Genomic DNA, 16,456 nt, shown 5'->3' with positions numbered 1-16,456 from the left:
GACGTGCGTCAGACGCGGCGACGCTTCGGCGGGCGGCAGCCGTTGTGCGGGGTCGGCGTGACGTCCTGGATCGAACCGACCTCGAGGCCCGTGGCCTGGAGGGAGCGGATCGCGGTCTCGCGGCCGGAGCCCGGACCCTTCACGAAGACGTCGACCTTGCGCATGCCGTGCTCCTGCGCGCGACGCGCGGCCGACTCGGCGGCCATCTGCGCGGCGAACGGGGTGGACTTGCGCGAGCCCTTGAAGCCGACGTGGCCGGCGGAGGCCCAGGAGATCACGTTGCCGGTCGGGTCCGTGATGGACACGATCGTGTTGTTGAACGTGCTCTTGATGTGCGCGTGGCCGTGAGCGACGTTCTTCTTTTCCTTGCGGCGCACCTTCTTGGCAGCGCCCTGACGACCCTTGGGGGGCATCTTTAACTCCTACGGGAGGTGGTCGGTCCTGCAGCGTCAGCTGTCGATAGACCGCTGAGCGAGGACTACTTCTTGCCCGGCTTCTTCTTACCGGCGATGGCGCGACGCGGGCCCTTGCGGGTGCGAGCGTTGGTGCTGGTGCGCTGACCGCGGACGGGCAGGCCACGACGGTGGCGCAGACCCTGGTAGCAGCCGATCTCGACCTTGCGGCGGATGTCGGCCTGGATCTCGCGACGGAGGTCACCCTCGGTCTTGACGTTCTGGTCCACGTACTCGCGGATCTTGACGAGGTCTTCCTCGGTCAGGTCGCGAACACGGGTGTTGCGGTCGACACCAGTGGCGTCCAGCGTCTGCTGGGACAGCGTCCGGCCGATGCCGAACACGTAGGTGAGGGCGACCTCGATGCGCTTGTCGCGCGGGAGGTCAACACCTTCAACGCGTGCCATTCATGGCTCCTGTGAATCTACGGAGGTCTTCAGCAGAACCACTCCCAGCCGCCGTATGAGGTACGTACTGGGTCCCCGGCCTCCGACCGGGGGTGTCGCCCTCCATTACCTGATGGACCTAGAGAGGGACGGGTCCTGCATATGTGCTGTTACGTGCGTCGCGCGAAAATCTGCGAGTGCAGTACGTGCGTCAGCCCTGGCGCTGCTTGTGGCGCGGGTTGTCGCAAATGATCATGACCCGGCCGTGACGGCGGATCACCCTGCACTTGTCGCAGATCTTCTTGACGCTCGGCTTGACCTTCATGGGTGTGAGGTTCTCCGGGTCAGTGCCACCACCCCGCCGGAGCGGGATACAGGCAAGATCTACTTGTACCGGTAGACGATCCGGCCACGCGTCAGGTCGTACGGAGACAACTCCACCACGACCCGGTCGTCAGGGAGGATGCGGATGTAGTGCATGCGCATCTTGCCGCTGATGTGTGCCAGGACCTGGTGGCCGTTCTGGAGCTCGACCTTGAACATGGCGTTCGGCAGAGACTCGACGACAGTGCCCTCGATCTCGATGGCACCTTGCTTCTTGGCCACGCTTCGCCCTTCGAATCGACTACCTTGATCGACTCTCTGCGGAGACGCAGACATGCGGATGCACGAGAGCCGACGCGTCAGTCTACGTCAGTGCACCCGGAAAGACGAATCGAGAAAGAATGCCCGCCCGGGAAGATCCTTAAGCGGCACCGCGGCAGCCCTCACCCACTGTGCCCAGAGGCCGCACACACGTGGACCGGTGCGCGGCGCGGCCGGGTCTAGCCCAGCGGGTCGGGCGCGGCGGTGACGCCGTACTCGGCGAGCTTCGCCTTGCCGCCGTCGGGCGCGGTGAGGACCAGCGGCCCCTGCTCGGTCAGCGCGACCGAGTGCTCCCAGTGCGAGGACCAGGTGCCGTCCGTGGTGATGACCGTCCAGTCGTCCGACAGGGTCTCGGTCTTCGCGGTCCCGAGCGACACCATCGGCTCGATCGCGAGGCAGAACCCGGGCACCAGCTTGGGCCCGCGCCCGCGCCGCCGCTCCACGTAGTTCAGCACGTGCGGGTCCATGTGCATCTCGGTGCCGATGCCGTGGCCGCCGTAGTCCTCGATGATCCCGTACTTGCCGGAGGCGGGCCGCGGCTGGCGGCGGATGTACGTCTCGATGGCGCGGGAGACGTCGACGAGCCGGTTGCCCAGCTTCATGACGGCGATGCCCGCCCACATCGACTCCTCGGTCACCCGGGACAGCTCGACCAGCTCCGGAGCGTGACCGCCGCCCACGAACGCGGTGAACGCGGCGTCGCCGTGCCAGCCGTCCACGATCGCGCCCGCGTCGATGGAGATGATGTCGCCGTCCTCAAGGACGACCTCGTCGCTCGGGATGCCGTGCACGACGACCTCGTTCTTCGAGGTGCAGATGGTCGCGGGGAAGCCGCCGTACCCGAGGAAGTTCGACTTGGCGCCGTGCTCGGCGATCACCTTGCGCGCCACGTCGTCCAGGTCCTTGGTGGTGGCGCCCGGCACGGCCGCCGCCCGCGTGGCCTGGTGGATGGCGGCGACGACAAGTCCCGCCGCGCGCATCTTGGCGATCTGCTCGGGAGTCTTGATCTGCACCATGTCCGGGCCTGAGCCTTTCTGAACCTACGAGTACGACGTACGACATACGAGGAGCACTCACCACGATACGGCCGTGGCAGTGCCCCTCGCGCCCCGCCCACAGCTGGGCCGCGGCACCCGCCCGGGGTGCCGCGGCCCAGTCACATCCGTGTCAGGCGCTCTCGCTGTGCAGGGCGGACATGGCGCGCTGCGTGACCTCGTCCACCTTGCCGAGGGCCGAGATCGTGACGACCAGGCCCTGGGCCTTGTAGTGGTCGATGATCGGCTCGGTCTCGCGGTGGTAGACGTCGAGCCGCTTGCGCACGGTCTCTTCCTTGTCGTCGCCGCGCTGGTAGAGCTCGCCGCCGCAGACGTCGCAGACGTCCTGCTGCTTCGGCGGGCTGTACGTCACGTGGAAGACGTGGCTGGAGTCGTTGCGGCAGATGCGGCGGCCCGCGATGCGCTTGACCACCTCGTCCTCGGGGACCTCCAGGTCGAGGACCGCGTCCAGCTTCTGGCCGTCGGCCTTGAGGGCCTCGTCCAGGGCCTCGGCCTGCGACACGTTGCGCGGGAAGCCGTCGAGCAGGAAGCCGTTCTCCGCGTCGGGCTGCGCCATGCGGTCCTTGGCCATGCCGATGGTCACCTCGTCCGGGACGAGGTTTCCGGCGTCCATGTAGGACTTGGCCAGCTTGCCGAGCTCCGTCTGCTGGCTGATGTTGGCGCGGAAGAGGTCGCCCGTGGAGATGTGCGGGATCGACAGGTTCTTGGCAAGGAACGCGGCCTGCGTTCCCTTGCCGGCACCGGGCGGCCCGACGAGGACGATTCGCATCAGCGGAGGAACCCTTCGTAGTTGCGCTGCTGGAGCTGGCTCTCGATCTGCTTCACGGTCTCCAGGCCCACACCCACGATGATGAGGATGCTCGTTCCACCGAAGGGGAAGTTCTGGTTGGCCCCGAAGCCCACCAACGCCATCGTTGGCACAAGAGCGATCAGACCCAGATACAGCGAGCCCGGCCAGGTGATCCGGTTGAGTACGTAGCTCAGATACTCAGCGGTCGGTCGGCCAGCCCGGATGCCCGGGATGAAGCCACCATACTTCTTCATGTTGTCCGCGACTTCCTCCGGGTTGAAGGAGATCGCCACGTAGAAGAAGGCGAAGAAGACGATCAGGACGAAGTAGGTGACGATGTAAATCGGGTGGTCACCCTTGGTCAGGTTCTGCTCGATCCACGTCTTCCAGCTGGACTGGCCACCGGCGAACTGGGCGACCAGCGCCGGAATGTAGAGCAGCGACGAGGCGAAGATCACAGGGATGATGCCCGCCTGGTTGACCTTCAGTGGAATGTACGTCGACGTGCCGCCGTAGGACCTGCGGCCGATCATGCGCTTCGCGTACTGCACCGGGATGCGGCGCTGCGCCTGCTCCACGAAGACCACCAGGCCGACCATGAACAGGCCGACGAGGATGACGGTGCCGAACTCGATCCAGCCGCCGGCCAGGTCGCCCTGCTTCTTGATGCCCCAGAGGGCGGCCGGGAAGGTCGCGGCGATCGAGATGAACATCAGGATCGACATGCCGTTGCCGATGCCGCGGTCGGTGATGAGCTCACCGAGCCACATGACGGTGGCCGTACCGGCGGTCATGGTGATGACCATCGTGATGGTGACGAAGATCGACTGGTCGGGGACGATCTCCGAGGCGACCGGGCAGCCCTGGAACAGGGTGCCGGTGCGGGCGGTGGCCACCAGGCCGGTGCCCTGCAGGATGGCCAGCGCGATGGTCAGGTAGCGGGTGTACTGCGTGATCTTGGCCGTGCCCGCCTGGCCCTCTTTCTTGAGGGCTTCCAGACGCGGGATCACCACGGTCAACAGCTGCAGGATGATGCTCGCCGTGATGTACGGCATGATGCCGAGCGCGAAGATCGTGATCTGCAGGAGCGCGCCGCCACTGAACATGTTGACCAGACCGAACAGGCCCTGGTTGGCATTGGCCGCGTCGATACAGGTCTGGACGTTCTTGTAGTCGATGCCCGGGATCGGGATATGCGTCCCGAGCCGGTAGATCACGATGATGCCGAGCGTGAAGAGCAGCTTCTTGCGCAGGTCGGGCGTCTTGAACGCCCGGGCGAACGCGGTGAGCACGGTGCCTCCTGCGACCCCCGCGCTACTGCGTCAGAGGTGACGGTGGTGTGTCCGACGGATAAGTACGTGTGTGTCTAACTGAAAGCCAAGAACCGCCCGGCCGGTCGCGAGGACAGACCGCGCGGAAAGTAACAGTGCACGCCACCTTACCGGCGACCGTGCCCCCCTTGGAACGACCAACCGGGGATGCCCCATTTGTGGGGCATCCCCGGTCGGGATCGCTCAAGTCATCGAGACGCCTGAGAACTTCAGACGAGCTCGGTGACGGTACCGCCGGCGGCGGTGATCTTCTCCTTGGCGGAGCCGGAGACGGCGTCAACCGTCACCTGCAGCGCCACGGTGACCTCGCCCTGGCCGAGGACCTTGACAAGGCTGTTCTTGCGAACGGCGCCCTTGGCGACCAGGTCGGCCACCGTGACCTCGCCACCCTCGGGGTAGAGGGCGGTGAGCTTGTCCAGGTTGACGACCTGGTACTCGGTCTTGAACGGGTTCTTGAAGCCCTTCAGCTTCGGGAGACGCATGTGGAGGGGCATCTGGCCACCCTCGAAGCGCTCCGGAACCTGGTAACGGGCCTTGGTGCCCTTGGTACCACGACCGGCCGTCTTACCCTTCGACGCCTCACCACGACCGACACGGGTCTTGGCGGTCTTGGCGCCGGGAGCCGGACGGAGGTTGTGGATCTTCAGCGGGTTGTTCTCCGCCATGATCAGACCTCCTCAACCGTCACGAGGTGGCGGACGGTGTGCACCATGCCGCGGAACTCGGGGCGGTCCTCCTTGACGACCTGCGTGTTGATGCCCTTGAGACCAAGGGAACGCAGGGTGTCACGGTGGTTCTGCTTGCTGCCGATGTACGACTTCACCTGCGTGATCTTGAGCTGCGCCATTACGCACCAGCCCCGGCACGCGCACGCAGCAGAGCGGCGGGAGCGACGTCCTCGAGCGGCAGACCACGGCGAGCCGCGATCTCCTCGGGACGCTGCAGACCCTTGAGGGCCGCCACGGTCGCGTGCACGATGTTGATCGCGTTGTCGGAGCCCAGGGACTTCGACAGGATGTCGTGGACACCGGCGCACTCGAGCACGGCACGCACGGGACCACCGGCGATAACACCGGTACCCGGCGAAGCCGGCTTGAGCAGGACGATGCCCGCGGCCTTTTCACCCTGAATCGGGTGCGGGATGGTACCGGCGATACGCGGGACCTTGAAGAAGTGCTTCTTGGCCTCCTCAACGCCCTTGGCGATGGCGGCCGGCACCTCCTTGGCCTTGCCGTAACCGACACCCACGGTGCCGTCGCCATCGCCCACCACGACCAGCGCGGTGAAGCTGAAGCGACGACCACCCTTCACAACCTTGGCGACGCGGTTGATCGCGACAACGCGCTCAACGTACGCGGTCTTCTCGGCGGCAGCTGCGCCGCCGTCACGGCCCTTCCGGTCCCGCCGCTCGCCGCCACCGGCACCGCTGCCGCGGCGCTGGGGTCCAGCCATTGGATTTACCTCTCTCTTTTCCGCTAGCTACGCAGCGAGCTCAGAACTTGAGCCCGGCCTCGCGGGCGGCGTCGGCCAGGGCCGCGATGCGACCCGCGTACCGGTTACCGCCACGGTCGAACACGACAGCCTCGACACCGGCGGCCTTGGCACGCTCGGCGACCAGGGCGCCGACCTTGCCGGCCTGCGCCGACTTGTCGTCCGAGCCACCACGGATGGACGCGTCCAGGGTCGACGCCGACGCCAGGGTGTGACCCTGGATGTCGTCGATGACCTGGGCCACGATGTGGCGGTTGGAGCGCGTCACGACCAGGCGCGGACGCTCAGCCGTACCCGAGATGTGCTTACGGATCCGGATGTGACGACGCTTGATGGCAGCACGCTTGTAAGCGTCGCCCTTAGCAATCTTGACACCGTATGCCATGGCTTACTTACCCGCCTTTCCGACCTTGCGGCGGATGACTTCGCCCTCGTACTTGACGCCCTTGGCCTTGTACGGGTCAGGCTTGCGCAGCTTGCGGATGTTGGCCGCAACCTCGCCGACCTTCTGCTTGTCGATGCCCTCGACCGAGAACTTGGTCGGCGACTCGACCTTGAACGAGATGCCCTCGGGCGCCTCGATCAGGATCGGGTGGCTGTAGCCGAGCGAGAACTCCAGGTTGGAGCCCTTCGCCAGGACGCGGTAACCGACACCGCTGATCTCGAGCTTCTTCACGTAACCCTGGGTCACACCGGTGATCATGTTCGCCACCAGCGTGCGGGACAGGCCGTGCAGGGCCTTGTTCTGACGCTCGTCGTTCGGGCGGGTGACGTTCAGAACGCCGTCCTCACCCTTAGCGATCTCGATCGGCGACACGACGGTGTGGCTCAGGGTGCCCTTGGGACCCTTCACCTGGACCGTCTGGCCGTCGATGGTGACGTCCACGCCGGCGGGAACCGTGATGGGGAGCTTGCCAATACGCGACATAGCTGTTTCCTCCGTTCCCTTCCGCTACCAGACGTAGGCGAGGACTTCCCCACCCACGCCCTTCTTGCCCGCCTGCTGGCCGGTGAGCAGACCGTGCGACGTGGAGATGATGGCCACGCCCAGGCCGCCGAGCACCTTCGGCAGGTTGGTGGACTTCGCGTAAACACGCAGACCAGGCTTCGAGATCCGCTTGATGCCCGCGATGGAGCGCTCACGGTTCGGCCCGAACTTGAGCTCGAGAACGAGGTTCTTGCCGACCTCGGCGTCCTCGACCTTCCAGCCCGTGATGAAACCCTCCTGCTGGAGGATCTCCGCGATGTGCGACTTGATCTTGCTGTGCGGCATCGCCACGGTGTCGTGGTATGCCGAGTTCGCGTTCCGCAGACGCGTAAGCATGTCTGCGATCGGATCAGTCATGGTCATGAATTGGCCTTCGGCCTCTCTCGCCGGGGTTTCCTGTCTGCGCCATCCCTCTCCCCACTCATGGGCGGGACGGGTGCGGCGCGGGGACCTACGGCGTAGTAAGTCGTACGAGGGCGGCAGGGCGCCCAACCACACAAGCCTAAGGCATGCGCGGCCGGGCCCCCACCGACCTCATTGCTTACCGAGAGACTCCGGTCATCCCAACTAGGGGATTACCAGGAGCTCTTGGTCACGCCCGGCAGCTCGCCACGGTGAGCCATCTCACGAAGGCACACGCGGCACAGGCCGAACTTGCGGTACACGGAGTGCGGGCGGCCGCAGCGCTGGCAGCGGGTGTAGCCACGCACACCGAACTTGGGCTTGCGAGCAGCCTTAGCGATCAGAGCCTTCTTCGCCATCTCGCTCACGCCTCCTTGAACGGGAAGCCGAGGTGACGAAGGAGCGCGCGGCCCTCAGCGTCGTTGGTCGCCGTGGTCACCACGGTGATGTCCATACCCCGGACACGGTCGATCTTGTCCTGGTCGATCTCGTGGAACATGACCTGCTCCGTGAGACCGAAGGTGTAGTTGCCACGGCCGTCGAACTGCTTGGGGGACAGACCACGGAAGTCGCGGATACGCGGCAGCGCCAGCGACAGGGTGCGGTCCAGGAACTCCCACATGCGGTCGCCACGGAGCGTGACGTGGGCACCGATCGGCTGACCCTCACGCAGCTTGAACTGCGCGATGGACTTGCGGGCCTTGGTGATGGCCGGCTTCTGACCGGTGATCGTGGTCAGGTCACGGACGGCACCGTCCATGAGCTTGGAGTCACGGGCGGCGTCGCCGACACCCATGTTGACCACGATCTTGACGAGGCCGGGGATCTGCATGACGTTCTCGTACGAGAACTCCTCCTGCAGCTTGCCCTTGATCTCCTCGCGGTACTTCGTCTTGAGGCGCGGAGTGGTGGTGGTCGTCATCAGATGTCCTCACCCGTCCGCTTGGCAACGCGGATCTTGTTGCCCTCGTCGTCGAAGCGGTAGCCGACGCGCGTGACGACCTTGTTGCCGTCCTTCTCAACGACCAGCTGGACGTTGGAGACGTGGATCGGCGCCTCGGTCGTGACGATGCCACCGGCCTGGGAGCCGGAGGCCGTGGGGCCGGCCTTCGTGTGCTTCTTGACCCGGTTGACACCCTCGACCAGGACGCGCTCGTCGCGCGGGTAAGCGGCAATGACCTTGCCCTGCTTGCCCTTGTCCTTGCCGGTGATGACCTGGACCAGGTCACCCTTCTTGATCTTCATGCTTACAGCACCTCCGGCGCGAGCGAGATGATCTTCATGAACTTCTTCTCGCGCAGCTCACGGCCCACCGGGCCGAAGATACGGGTGCCGCGAGGGTCGCCGTCGTTCTTCAGAATGACGGCGGCGTTCTCGTCGAAGCGGATGTACGAGCCGTCCGGACGGCGGCGCTCCTTGACGGTGCGAACGATGACCGCCTTGACGACGTCACCCTTCTTCACGTTGCCACCGGGGATCGCGTCCTTGACGGTGGCGACGATGACGTCACCGATGCCCGCGTAGCGGCGACCCGAGCCACCGAGAACACGGATGGTGAGGATTTCCTTCGCACCCGTGTTGTCGGCGACGCGAAGTCGCGACTCCTGCTGGATCACGTCTATCTCCTGTTTGTCTGCCGGTTCCCGGCAGGGGCCTCGTCCCTAGCGAGAGTGGGGCCCCTGCCGAGCCTGGCGGAACTGAACCTGAAGGAAACCCTTCAGGTAATTACTTGGCCTTCTCGAGGATCTCGACGACGCGCCAGCGCTTCGTCGCGGACAGCGGCCGGGTCTCCGCGAGGAGGACACGGTCGCCGACGCCCGCGGCGTTCTGCTCGTCGTGCGCCTTGAGCTTGTTCGTACGGCGGATGACCTTGCCGTACAGCGCGTGCTTGACGCGGTCCTCGACTGCGACGACGACGGTCTTGTCCATCTTGTCGCTGACGACCAGACCCTCGCGGGTCTTGCGGAAGCCGCGCGCGGCCTTCGTCTCTTCAGTCACGTTGCTCTCGCTCATCAGGCGCTCTCCACCGTCTCGATGCCCAGCTCGCGCTCACGCATCAGGGTGTAGATCCGCGCGATGTCCTTACGGACGGCCTTGAGCCGACCGTGGTTCTCGAGCTGACCCGTCGCCGCCTGGAAGCGGAGGTTGAACAGCTCTTCCTTGGCCTCGCGGAGCTTGTTGAGGAGCTCCTCGTTGCCCAGCTCGCGCAGCTCGGACGCCTTGGTACCGGCCGACATCACGCTTCACCTGCCTCGCGCTTGACGATCCGGCACTTCATCGGCAGCTTGTGGGCCGCACGGGTCAGCGCCTCACGGGCGATCTTCTCGTTGGGGTACGACAGCTCGAACATGACGCGTCCGGGCTTGACGTTGGCGATCCACCACTCCGGCGAACCCTTACCGGAACCCATGCGGGTCTCGGCAGGCTTCTTGGTGAGGGGACGGTCCGGGTAGATGTTGATCCAGACCTTGCCGCCACGCTTGATGTGGCGGGTCATCGCGATACGCGCGGCCTCGATCTGACGGTTGGTGACGTACGCCGGGCCCATGGCCTGGATGCCGTACTCACCGAACGCAACCTGCGTGCCACCCTTGCTCATGCCAGAGCGCTTGGGGTGGTGCTGCTTGCGGTGCTTGACCCTACGGGGGATCAGCATGTCGGTCAGGCCTCCGTTCCGGTGCTCTCAGCAGCCGGAGCGGCAGCGGCGGGAGCCTCGGCCTTGGGGGCCTCGGCAGCCGGCGCGGACTGCTGCTGCGGCTTGCGGCCGCGGCCGCCACGCTCGCCACCACGGCCACCGCGGGCCGGGCGGTCGTTGCCACCACGGGCCGGGCGGTTGCCGGCGCGGGCAGCGGCGTTCTCGGCGCGGACCTCGGCGATGTTCTTGACGTCGCCCTTGTAGATCCAGACCTTCACGCCGATGCGGCCGAAGGTCGTCTTGGCCTCGAAGAAGCCGTAGTCCACGTTGGCGCGGAGCGTGTGCAGGGGCACACGGCCCTCGCGGTAGAACTCCGAGCGGGACATCTCGGCACCGCCGAGACGACCGCCACACTGGATCTTGATGCCCTTGGCGCCCGCCTTCATCGCCGACTGCATGCTCTTGCGCATGGCGCGACGGAAGGAGACGCGGGAGGACAGCTGCTCCGCGACGGCCTGGGCCACGAGCTGAGCGTCCGTCTCGGGGTTCTTGACCTCGAGGATGTTCAGCTGGACCTGCTTGCCCGTGAGCTTCTCGAGGTCACCGCGGATGCGGTCGGCCTCGGCGCCACGGCGGCCGATGACGATGCCGGGACGAGCGGTGTGGATGTCCACACGCACGCGGTCACGGGTGCGCTCGATCTCCACCTTCGAGATGCCGGCGCGCTCCATGCCGGACGTCATCATCCGACGGATGGCGACGTCTTCCTTGACGTAGTCCTTGTACAGCTTGTCGGCGTACCAACGCGACTTGAAGTCGGTCGTGACACCGAGCCGGAACCCGTGCGGGTTTACCTTCTGGCCCATTACCGGGTTCCTTCCTTGCTGCTGACGACCACGGTGATGTGGCTGGTCCGCTTACGGATCCGGTAGGCACGGCCCTGGGCACGCGGACGGAACCGCTTCAGGGTCGGGCCCTCGTCCACGTACGCCTCGCTGATGTACAGCGACGAGGCGTCCGTGTGGTCGTAGTTGTGCGCGGCGTTGGCGATGGCGCTGTCCAGCACCTTGCCGACCGGCACGCTGGCGGCCTGCGGGGCGAAACGCAGGACCGCCTGAGCCTCCGTGGCATCCATGCCACGGATGAGGTCCACCACGCGGCGGGCCTTCATGGGCGTGACGCGGATGTACCGCGCCTGGGCCCTGGCTTCCATGGTTGTCCCTTCGGTGTTAGTCATAGTCGATTCCACCCCGCCTTAGCGGCGCTTCGACTTCCGGTCGTCCTTGACGTGACCCCGGAAGGTGCGCGTCGGCGAGAACTCGCCGAGCTTGTGGCCGACCATCGACTCGGTGACGAACACCGGGATGTGGGTCTTGCCGTTGTGCACCGCGATCGTGTGGCCGAGCATGGCCGGGACGATCATCGAGCGGCGGGACCAGGTCTTGATGACGTTCTTGGTGCCGGCTTCGTTCTGGACATCCACCTTCTTGATCAGGTGGTCGTCGACGAAGGGCCCCTTCTTCAGGCTACGAGGCATCTCAACCCGTCCTTAGCGCTTCTTGTTCGTCTTGCGGCGGCGGACGATGTACTTGTTCGACGCCTTCTTGGGCGAACGAGTACGGCCTTCCTTCTTGCCCCAGGGCGAGACCGGGTGACGACCACCGGAGGTCTTGCCCTCACCACCACCGTGCGGGTGGTCAACCGGGTTCATCACGACACCGCGAACGGTGGGACGGACGCCCAGCCAGCGCTTGCGGCCGGCCTTGCCCCAGTTGATGTTCGACTGCTCGGCGTTGCCGACCTCACCGATGGTGGCGCGGCAGCGGACGTCGACCAGACGGATCTCGCCCGACGGCATGCGCAGGTGGGCCATCGAGCCCTCCTTCGCGAGCAGCTGCACCGAGGCACCCGCGGAGCGGGCGAACTTGGCGCCGCCGCCCGGACGGAGCTCGATCGCGTGGATCGTGGTACCGACCGGGATGTTGCGCAGGGCAAGGTTGTTGCCGGGCTTGATGTCGGCGCCAGGGCCGTTCTCCACCCGGTCACCCTGCGCCAGGTTGCGCGGAGCGATGATGTAGCGCTTCTCGCCGTCTGCGTAGTGCAGCAGGGCGATGCGCGCGGTGCGGTTCGGGTCGTACTCGATGTGCGCGACCTTCGCCGGCACGCCGTCCTTGTCGTGACGACGGAAGTCGATCACACGGTAGGCGCGCTTGTGTCCGCCACCCTGGTGGCGAACGGTCACACGACCGGCGTTGTTACGGCCGCCCTTGCTGTGCAGGGGGCGGACCAGCGACTTCTCCGGCGTGGACCGCGTGACCTCGACGAAGTCGGCGACGGAGGAGCCACGGCGGCCCGGCGTCGTCGGCTTGTACTTGCGGATTCCCATTTCTCAGTCCTCGTCCGATATTCGGACCAGGGTCTCCGTTAGGAGGCCTGGCCGAAGATGTCGATACGGTCGCCCTCAGCGAGGGTCACGATCGCGCGCTTGGAGTCGGCACGCTTGCCGAAACCGGTGCGGGTGCGCTTGCGCTTGCCCTGGCGGTTGAGCGTGTTGACACCGGTGACCTTGACCGAGAAGACCGCCTCGACGGCCTGCTTGATCTGGGTCTTGTTGGCGCCCGGCGCGACGACGAAGGTGTACTTGCCCTCGTCGAGCAGCGCGTAGCTCTTCTCCGAGACGACCGGCTTGAGGAGCACGTCACGGGGGTCCGTGAAGCTCTTGCTCAGCGGCGTCTCGACGGTGTTCTTGCCCTCGGTGGCGTGGCGCTTCGCCTTGGCGACGCGCGCGGCCTTGGCGGCCTTGGCGGCCTTCGAGGCGATAGCGGGGTGACGGATAGCCATCAGGCCTCGCTCCCTTCGGTGTCAGCGGCCTTGGGGCCAGACACGAAGGACTCGAACGCGGCCTGGGTGAAGACCACGTCGTCCGAGACGAGAACGTCGTACGTGTTCAGCTGGCCCGGCTCCAGGATGTGGACCTGGGGCAGGTTGCGGGCGGACAGCACGGCCTTCTCGTTCTCGCGCTCGACGACCAGGAGCACGTTCTTGCGCTCGCTGATCTTGCCGAGGAGAGCCTTGACGGCCTTCGTGGAGATGTCGCCCTCGACCACGTCGGAGACGACGTGGATGCGGCTGTTGCGGGCCCGGTCGGTGAGGGCACCGCGCAGGGCGGCGGCCTTCATCTTCTTCGGGGTCCGCTGCGAGTAGTCACGCGGCACGGGACCGTGCACGACGCCACCACCGGCGAACTGCGGCGCGCGGGTCGAACCCTGGCGGGCGCGGCCGGTGCCCTTCTGGCGGTACGGCTTCTTGCCGCCACCACGGACCTCGCCGCGCGTCTTGGTCTTGTGCGTGCCCTGGCGGGCAGCGGCCAGCTGCGCGACAACGACCTGGTGGATCAGCGGGATGCTGACCTTCGCGTCGAAGATCTCCGCGGGGAGCTCGACGGTACCGGCCTTGTCGCCTGCCGGCGAAAGGATCTCAACAGTGCTCATCGGTTACCTCAGGCCCCCTTGGCCGCGGTGCGGACCAGGACGAGGCCGCCGTTCGGACCGGGAACCGCGCCCTTGATGAGCAGCAGACCCTTCTCCGCGTCAACGGCGTGGACGGTCAGGTTCTGGGTGGTGACCCGCTCGTTGCCCATGCGGCCCGCCATGCGGAGGCCCTTGAACACGCGGCCCGGGGTGGCGCAGCCACCGATGGAGCCGGGCGAGCGGTGCTTGCGCTGGGTGCCGTGGCTGGAGCCGAGGCCACCGAAGTTGTGGCGCTTCATGACACCGGCGAAGCCCTTGCCCTTGCTCTTGCCGGTCACGTCGACCTTGACGCCCGACTCGAAGGTCTCGGCGGTGAGCTCCTGGCCGAGGGTGTACTCGGACGCGTCCGAGGTACGGATCTCGACGAGGTGGCGTCGGGGGGTCACGTCGGCCTTGGCGAAGTGGCCCTTGAGGGGCTTGTTCACCTTGCGCGGGTCGATCTCGCCGAAGGCGATCTGGACCGACTCGTAGCCGTCGCTGTCATTCGTACGGACCTGGGTAACAACGCAGGGCCCGGCCTTGACCACGGTCACGGGGACGACACGGTTGTTCTCGTCCCAGACCTGGGTCATGCCGAGCTTCTCGCCCAGGATGCCCTTGATCTGCTTGGTCATCTCTTCCGTGCCTCTCAGAGCTTGATCTCGATGTCAACGCCGGCCGGAAGGTCCAGGCGCATCAGCGAGTCAACGGTCTTGGGCGTCGGGTCGAGGATGTCGATCAGGCGCTTGTGCGTGCGCATCTCGAAGTGCTCGCGCGAGTCCTTGTACTTGTGCGGCGACTTGATGACGCAGTACACGTTCTTCTCAGTGGGCAGCGGCACCGGGCCCGCGACCGACGCACCAGTACGCGTCACCGTCTCGACGATCTTCTTCGCCGAGGAGTCGATGACCTCGTGGTCGTAGGCCTTGAGCCGGATGCGGATCTTCTGTCCCGCCATGGCTACTTAGTAGTCCTTTGTCTCGAACGCTCTGGCCCCCGGAAGGCCCGTTTTTCTACTTCCTCCGACCCACGCGGTCGGGCGTGTCGCAGTCCCGCTCACACAGATCTCCCGAAGGATTTCCCTGCTAGGGGCTGCGGCCCTGCATGACCGCGGGTCCGGGGGAAGAAACCCACCGGGCGCCTGGCCGAGCCACCGCACCGCACTTCCCGAAAGATTCCCGTACGTCCGCCACAGCGCTGCCTTACGGCAGATGGGGCGACGAGTACTGTGGGACTCGCTTTCAGTCCTCCCGGCGGGAGGCGCACAGCATCGGCACTCAACCGAGCAACCTGAACAGTGTGCCACACCTGGGACGACGAAGGCCAATCGAGCCGATTGTCAAGCGGCACGGCCGTGCCCGGCGCCCCCGGACACGACAAGAGGCCCCACCCGCCGTAACGGCAGGTGGGGCCTCTCGCTGCGCTCAGTTCAGAGCGACCGGGTCTCCCCGATCAACAAGCAAGGAGTACTTACTTGGTGATCTTGACGACCTGGCCGGCGCCGACGGTCCGGCCACCCTCACGGATGGCGAACTTCAGGCCCTCCTCCATGGCGACGGGCTGGATGAGCTCCACCTTCATCTCGGTGTTGTCACCCGGCATGACCATCTCGGTGCCCTCGGGGAGGGTCACGACGCCGGTCACGTCCGTCGTACGGAAGTAGAACTGCGGGCGGTAGTTGTTGAAGAACGGGGTGTGACGGCCACCCTCGTCCTTCGACAGGATGTACGCCTGCGCCTCGAACTCGGTGTGCGGGGTGACCGAGCCCGGCTTGATGATGACCTGGCCGCGCTCGACGTCCTCGCGCTTGATGCCGCGGAGCAGCAGACCGACGTTCTCACCGGCCTGGCCCTCGTCGAGCAGCTTGCGGAACATCTCGATGCCGGTGACCGTGGTGGTGGTCTTCTCGGTCTTGATGCCGATGATGTCGACGGTCTCGTTGACCTTGAGGACACCACGCTCGATGCGACCGGTGACGACGGTGCCACGACCGGTGATCGTGAAGACGTCCTCGATCGGCATCAGGAACGGCTTGTCGACGTCACGCTCGGGCTGCGGGATGGCCTCGTCGACGGCCTTCATCAGGTCGAGGACGGACTTGCCCCACTCGGCGTCGCCCTCGAGCGCCTTGAGCGCCGAGACCTTGACGACCGGGACGTCGTCGCCCGGGAACTCGTACTCGGAGAGGAGCTCACGGACCTCGAGCTCGACGAGCTCCAGGATCTCCTCGTCGTCCACCATGTCGGCCTTGTTCAGGGCGACGACGATGTACGGAACGCCGACCTGGCGGGCCAGGAGCACGTGCTCCTTGGTCTGCGGCATCGGGCCGTCGGTGGCGGCGACCACGAGGATGGCGCCGTCCATCTGCGCGGCACCCGTGATCATGTTCTTGATGTAGTCCGCGTGACCGGGGCAGTCGACGTGGGCGTAGTGACGCGTCTCCGTCTGGTACTCGACGTGCGCGATGGAGATGGTGATACCGCGCTGACGCTCTTCGGGAGCCTTGTCGATCTGGTCGAAGGCCGAGGCCTCGTTCAGGTCGGGGTACGCGTCGTGCAGCACCTTGGTAATGGCGGCCGTGAGGGTCGTCTTACCGTGGTCAATGTGACCGATGGTGCCGATGTTGACGTGCGGCTTAGTCCGCTCGAACTTCGCCTTCGCCACTGGGGTCCTCCTGTGGAGTGGTTCTGTACGCCTTACTTCATCGGCGCCAGGTGATCTTTGCTGGGGTGCCGACCGCCGGGGCATTCCTCACGGATCGCGGGGTTTGCC

Annotated in this window: 29 protein-coding genes; all 29 read right to left on the bottom strand. The window is 65.9% G+C overall.

The window, feature by feature from the left end; all coding sequences use genetic code 11:
• Nucleotides 1–8: 8 nt before the first annotated feature.
• The 29 genes from rpsK to tuf all read right to left on the bottom strand — a co-directional run bounded on the left by rpsK (nt 9) and on the right by tuf (nt 16,348).
• Nucleotides 9–413: a 30S ribosomal protein S11 gene (gene rpsK / locus C9F11_RS24855; RefSeq protein WP_003948617.1), complete on the bottom strand. Its 405-nt coding sequence runs from the start codon at nt 411–413 to the stop codon at nt 9–11.
• A gap of 65 nt (nt 414–478) precedes the next feature.
• Nucleotides 479–859 (bottom strand): 30S ribosomal protein S13, encoded by a 381-nt coding sequence (gene rpsM / locus C9F11_RS24850; protein WP_138961323.1) that lies wholly within the window; start codon nt 857–859, stop codon nt 479–481.
• A gap of 190 nt (nt 860–1,049) precedes the next feature.
• Nucleotides 1,050–1,163, bottom strand: a complete 114-nt coding sequence (gene rpmJ, locus C9F11_RS24845) for a 50S ribosomal protein L36 (protein ID WP_003948619.1) — start codon at nt 1,161–1,163, stop codon at nt 1,050–1,052.
• 59 nt (nt 1,164–1,222) lie between these two features.
• Nucleotides 1,223–1,444, bottom strand: a complete 222-nt coding sequence (infA, locus tag C9F11_RS24840; RefSeq protein ID WP_003948620.1) for a translation initiation factor IF-1 — start codon at nt 1,442–1,444, stop codon at nt 1,223–1,225.
• A 218-nt stretch (nt 1,445–1,662) separates the two neighbouring features.
• Nucleotides 1,663–2,499, bottom strand: a complete 837-nt coding sequence (gene map, locus C9F11_RS24835) for a type I methionyl aminopeptidase (protein WP_138961322.1) — start codon at nt 2,497–2,499, stop codon at nt 1,663–1,665.
• Nucleotides 2,500–2,650: 151 nt separating this feature from the next.
• Complete coding sequence (locus C9F11_RS24830) at nt 2,651–3,307, bottom strand: adenylate kinase (RefSeq protein ID WP_138961321.1); 657 nt, start codon at nt 3,305–3,307, stop codon at nt 2,651–2,653.
• Nucleotides 3,307–4,620: a preprotein translocase subunit SecY gene (secY, locus tag C9F11_RS24825; RefSeq protein WP_138961320.1), complete on the bottom strand. Its 1,314-nt coding sequence runs from the start codon at nt 4,618–4,620 to the stop codon at nt 3,307–3,309. The genes C9F11_RS24830 and secY overlap by 1 nt, the downstream gene beginning before the upstream one ends.
• 248 nt (nt 4,621–4,868) lie before the next feature.
• Nucleotides 4,869–5,324, bottom strand: a complete 456-nt coding sequence (gene rplO / locus C9F11_RS24820) for a 50S ribosomal protein L15 (RefSeq protein WP_138961319.1) — start codon at nt 5,322–5,324, stop codon at nt 4,869–4,871.
• Between the two features lie 2 nt (nt 5,325–5,326).
• The gene (gene rpmD / locus C9F11_RS24815) at nt 5,327–5,506 is read right to left on the bottom strand and encodes a 50S ribosomal protein L30 (RefSeq protein WP_052580766.1); all 180 of its coding nucleotides are present in this window, start codon (nt 5,504–5,506) and stop codon (nt 5,327–5,329) included.
• Nucleotides 5,506–6,111, bottom strand: a complete 606-nt coding sequence (gene rpsE, locus C9F11_RS24810) for a 30S ribosomal protein S5 (RefSeq protein WP_030685449.1) — start codon at nt 6,109–6,111, stop codon at nt 5,506–5,508. The genes rpmD and rpsE overlap by 1 nt, the downstream gene beginning before the upstream one ends.
• A gap of 40 nt (nt 6,112–6,151) precedes the next feature.
• Entirely contained in the window at nt 6,152–6,535 is a 384-nt protein-coding gene (gene rplR, locus C9F11_RS24805; protein WP_138961318.1) for a 50S ribosomal protein L18, read from the bottom strand.
• Nucleotides 6,536–6,538: 3 nt separating this feature from the next.
• Nucleotides 6,539–7,078: a 50S ribosomal protein L6 gene (rplF, locus tag C9F11_RS24800; RefSeq protein ID WP_138961317.1), complete on the bottom strand. Its 540-nt coding sequence runs from the start codon at nt 7,076–7,078 to the stop codon at nt 6,539–6,541.
• Between the two features lie 24 nt (nt 7,079–7,102).
• On the bottom strand, nt 7,103–7,501 hold the full coding sequence (gene rpsH / locus C9F11_RS24795) for a 30S ribosomal protein S8 (protein WP_018528360.1): 399 nt from the start codon (nt 7,499–7,501) through the stop codon (nt 7,103–7,105).
• Nucleotides 7,502–7,713: 212 nt separating this feature from the next.
• Nucleotides 7,714–7,899, bottom strand: a complete 186-nt coding sequence (locus C9F11_RS24785; RefSeq protein WP_003948630.1) for a type Z 30S ribosomal protein S14 — start codon at nt 7,897–7,899, stop codon at nt 7,714–7,716.
• Between the two features lie 5 nt (nt 7,900–7,904).
• A complete protein-coding gene (rplE, locus tag C9F11_RS24780; RefSeq protein ID WP_138961315.1) occupies nt 7,905–8,462 on the bottom strand; it encodes a 50S ribosomal protein L5 in 558 nt (185 codons plus the stop codon).
• A complete protein-coding gene (rplX, locus tag C9F11_RS24775; protein ID WP_018543913.1) occupies nt 8,462–8,785 on the bottom strand; it encodes a 50S ribosomal protein L24 in 324 nt (107 codons plus the stop codon). The genes rplE and rplX overlap by 1 nt, the downstream gene beginning before the upstream one ends.
• A 2-nt stretch (nt 8,786–8,787) precedes the next feature.
• On the bottom strand, nt 8,788–9,156 hold the full coding sequence (gene rplN, locus C9F11_RS24770; protein ID WP_003974257.1) for a 50S ribosomal protein L14: 369 nt from the start codon (nt 9,154–9,156) through the stop codon (nt 8,788–8,790).
• Between the two features lie 109 nt (nt 9,157–9,265).
• Complete coding sequence (gene rpsQ, locus C9F11_RS24765; RefSeq protein WP_016434628.1) at nt 9,266–9,553, bottom strand: 30S ribosomal protein S17; 288 nt, start codon at nt 9,551–9,553, stop codon at nt 9,266–9,268.
• A complete protein-coding gene (gene rpmC / locus C9F11_RS24760) occupies nt 9,553–9,777 on the bottom strand; it encodes a 50S ribosomal protein L29 (RefSeq protein WP_010036720.1) in 225 nt (74 codons plus the stop codon). Before rpmC ends, rpsQ begins: the two co-directional genes overlap by 1 nt.
• Nucleotides 9,777–10,196, bottom strand: coding sequence for a 50S ribosomal protein L16 (rplP, locus tag C9F11_RS24755; protein ID WP_030685469.1), 420 nt, complete (start codon nt 10,194–10,196; stop codon nt 9,777–9,779). The genes rpmC and rplP overlap by 1 nt, the downstream gene beginning before the upstream one ends.
• 5 nt (nt 10,197–10,201) lie before the next feature.
• Nucleotides 10,202–11,041, bottom strand: a complete 840-nt coding sequence (gene rpsC / locus C9F11_RS24750; RefSeq protein ID WP_030567260.1) for a 30S ribosomal protein S3 — start codon at nt 11,039–11,041, stop codon at nt 10,202–10,204.
• On the bottom strand, nt 11,041–11,388 hold the full coding sequence (rplV, locus tag C9F11_RS24745) for a 50S ribosomal protein L22 (RefSeq protein WP_030685471.1): 348 nt from the start codon (nt 11,386–11,388) through the stop codon (nt 11,041–11,043). Before rplV ends, rpsC begins: the two co-directional genes overlap by 1 nt.
• 42 nt (nt 11,389–11,430) lie before the next feature.
• Entirely contained in the window at nt 11,431–11,712 is a 282-nt protein-coding gene (rpsS, locus tag C9F11_RS24740; RefSeq protein ID WP_003948639.1) for a 30S ribosomal protein S19, read from the bottom strand.
• A gap of 12 nt (nt 11,713–11,724) precedes the next feature.
• Complete coding sequence (rplB, locus tag C9F11_RS24735) at nt 11,725–12,561, bottom strand: 50S ribosomal protein L2 (protein ID WP_138961314.1); 837 nt, start codon at nt 12,559–12,561, stop codon at nt 11,725–11,727.
• Nucleotides 12,562–12,599: 38 nt separating this feature from the next.
• A complete protein-coding gene (rplW, locus tag C9F11_RS24730) occupies nt 12,600–13,016 on the bottom strand; it encodes a 50S ribosomal protein L23 (RefSeq protein WP_030685476.1) in 417 nt (138 codons plus the stop codon).
• On the bottom strand, nt 13,016–13,666 hold the full coding sequence (gene rplD / locus C9F11_RS24725) for a 50S ribosomal protein L4 (protein ID WP_138961313.1): 651 nt from the start codon (nt 13,664–13,666) through the stop codon (nt 13,016–13,018). Before rplD ends, rplW begins: the two co-directional genes overlap by 1 nt.
• 8 nt (nt 13,667–13,674) lie before the next feature.
• Complete coding sequence (gene rplC, locus C9F11_RS24720) at nt 13,675–14,319, bottom strand: 50S ribosomal protein L3 (protein ID WP_138961312.1); 645 nt, start codon at nt 14,317–14,319, stop codon at nt 13,675–13,677.
• Nucleotides 14,320–14,333: 14 nt separating this feature from the next.
• Nucleotides 14,334–14,642, bottom strand: coding sequence for a 30S ribosomal protein S10 (gene rpsJ, locus C9F11_RS24715; protein WP_003948644.1), 309 nt, complete (start codon nt 14,640–14,642; stop codon nt 14,334–14,336).
• 512 nt (nt 14,643–15,154) lie between these two features.
• The gene (gene tuf, locus C9F11_RS24710) at nt 15,155–16,348 is read right to left on the bottom strand and encodes an elongation factor Tu (RefSeq protein WP_030685484.1); all 1,194 of its coding nucleotides are present in this window, start codon (nt 16,346–16,348) and stop codon (nt 15,155–15,157) included.
• Nucleotides 16,349–16,456: the final 108 nt, after the last annotated feature.

Origin of the sequence: Streptomyces sp. YIM 121038, from assembly GCF_006088715.1 — a bacterium.
Taxonomy (GTDB): Bacteria; Actinomycetota; Actinomycetes; order Streptomycetales; family Streptomycetaceae; genus Streptomyces.
This window is presented reverse-complemented; position numbering and strand designations above follow the sequence as displayed.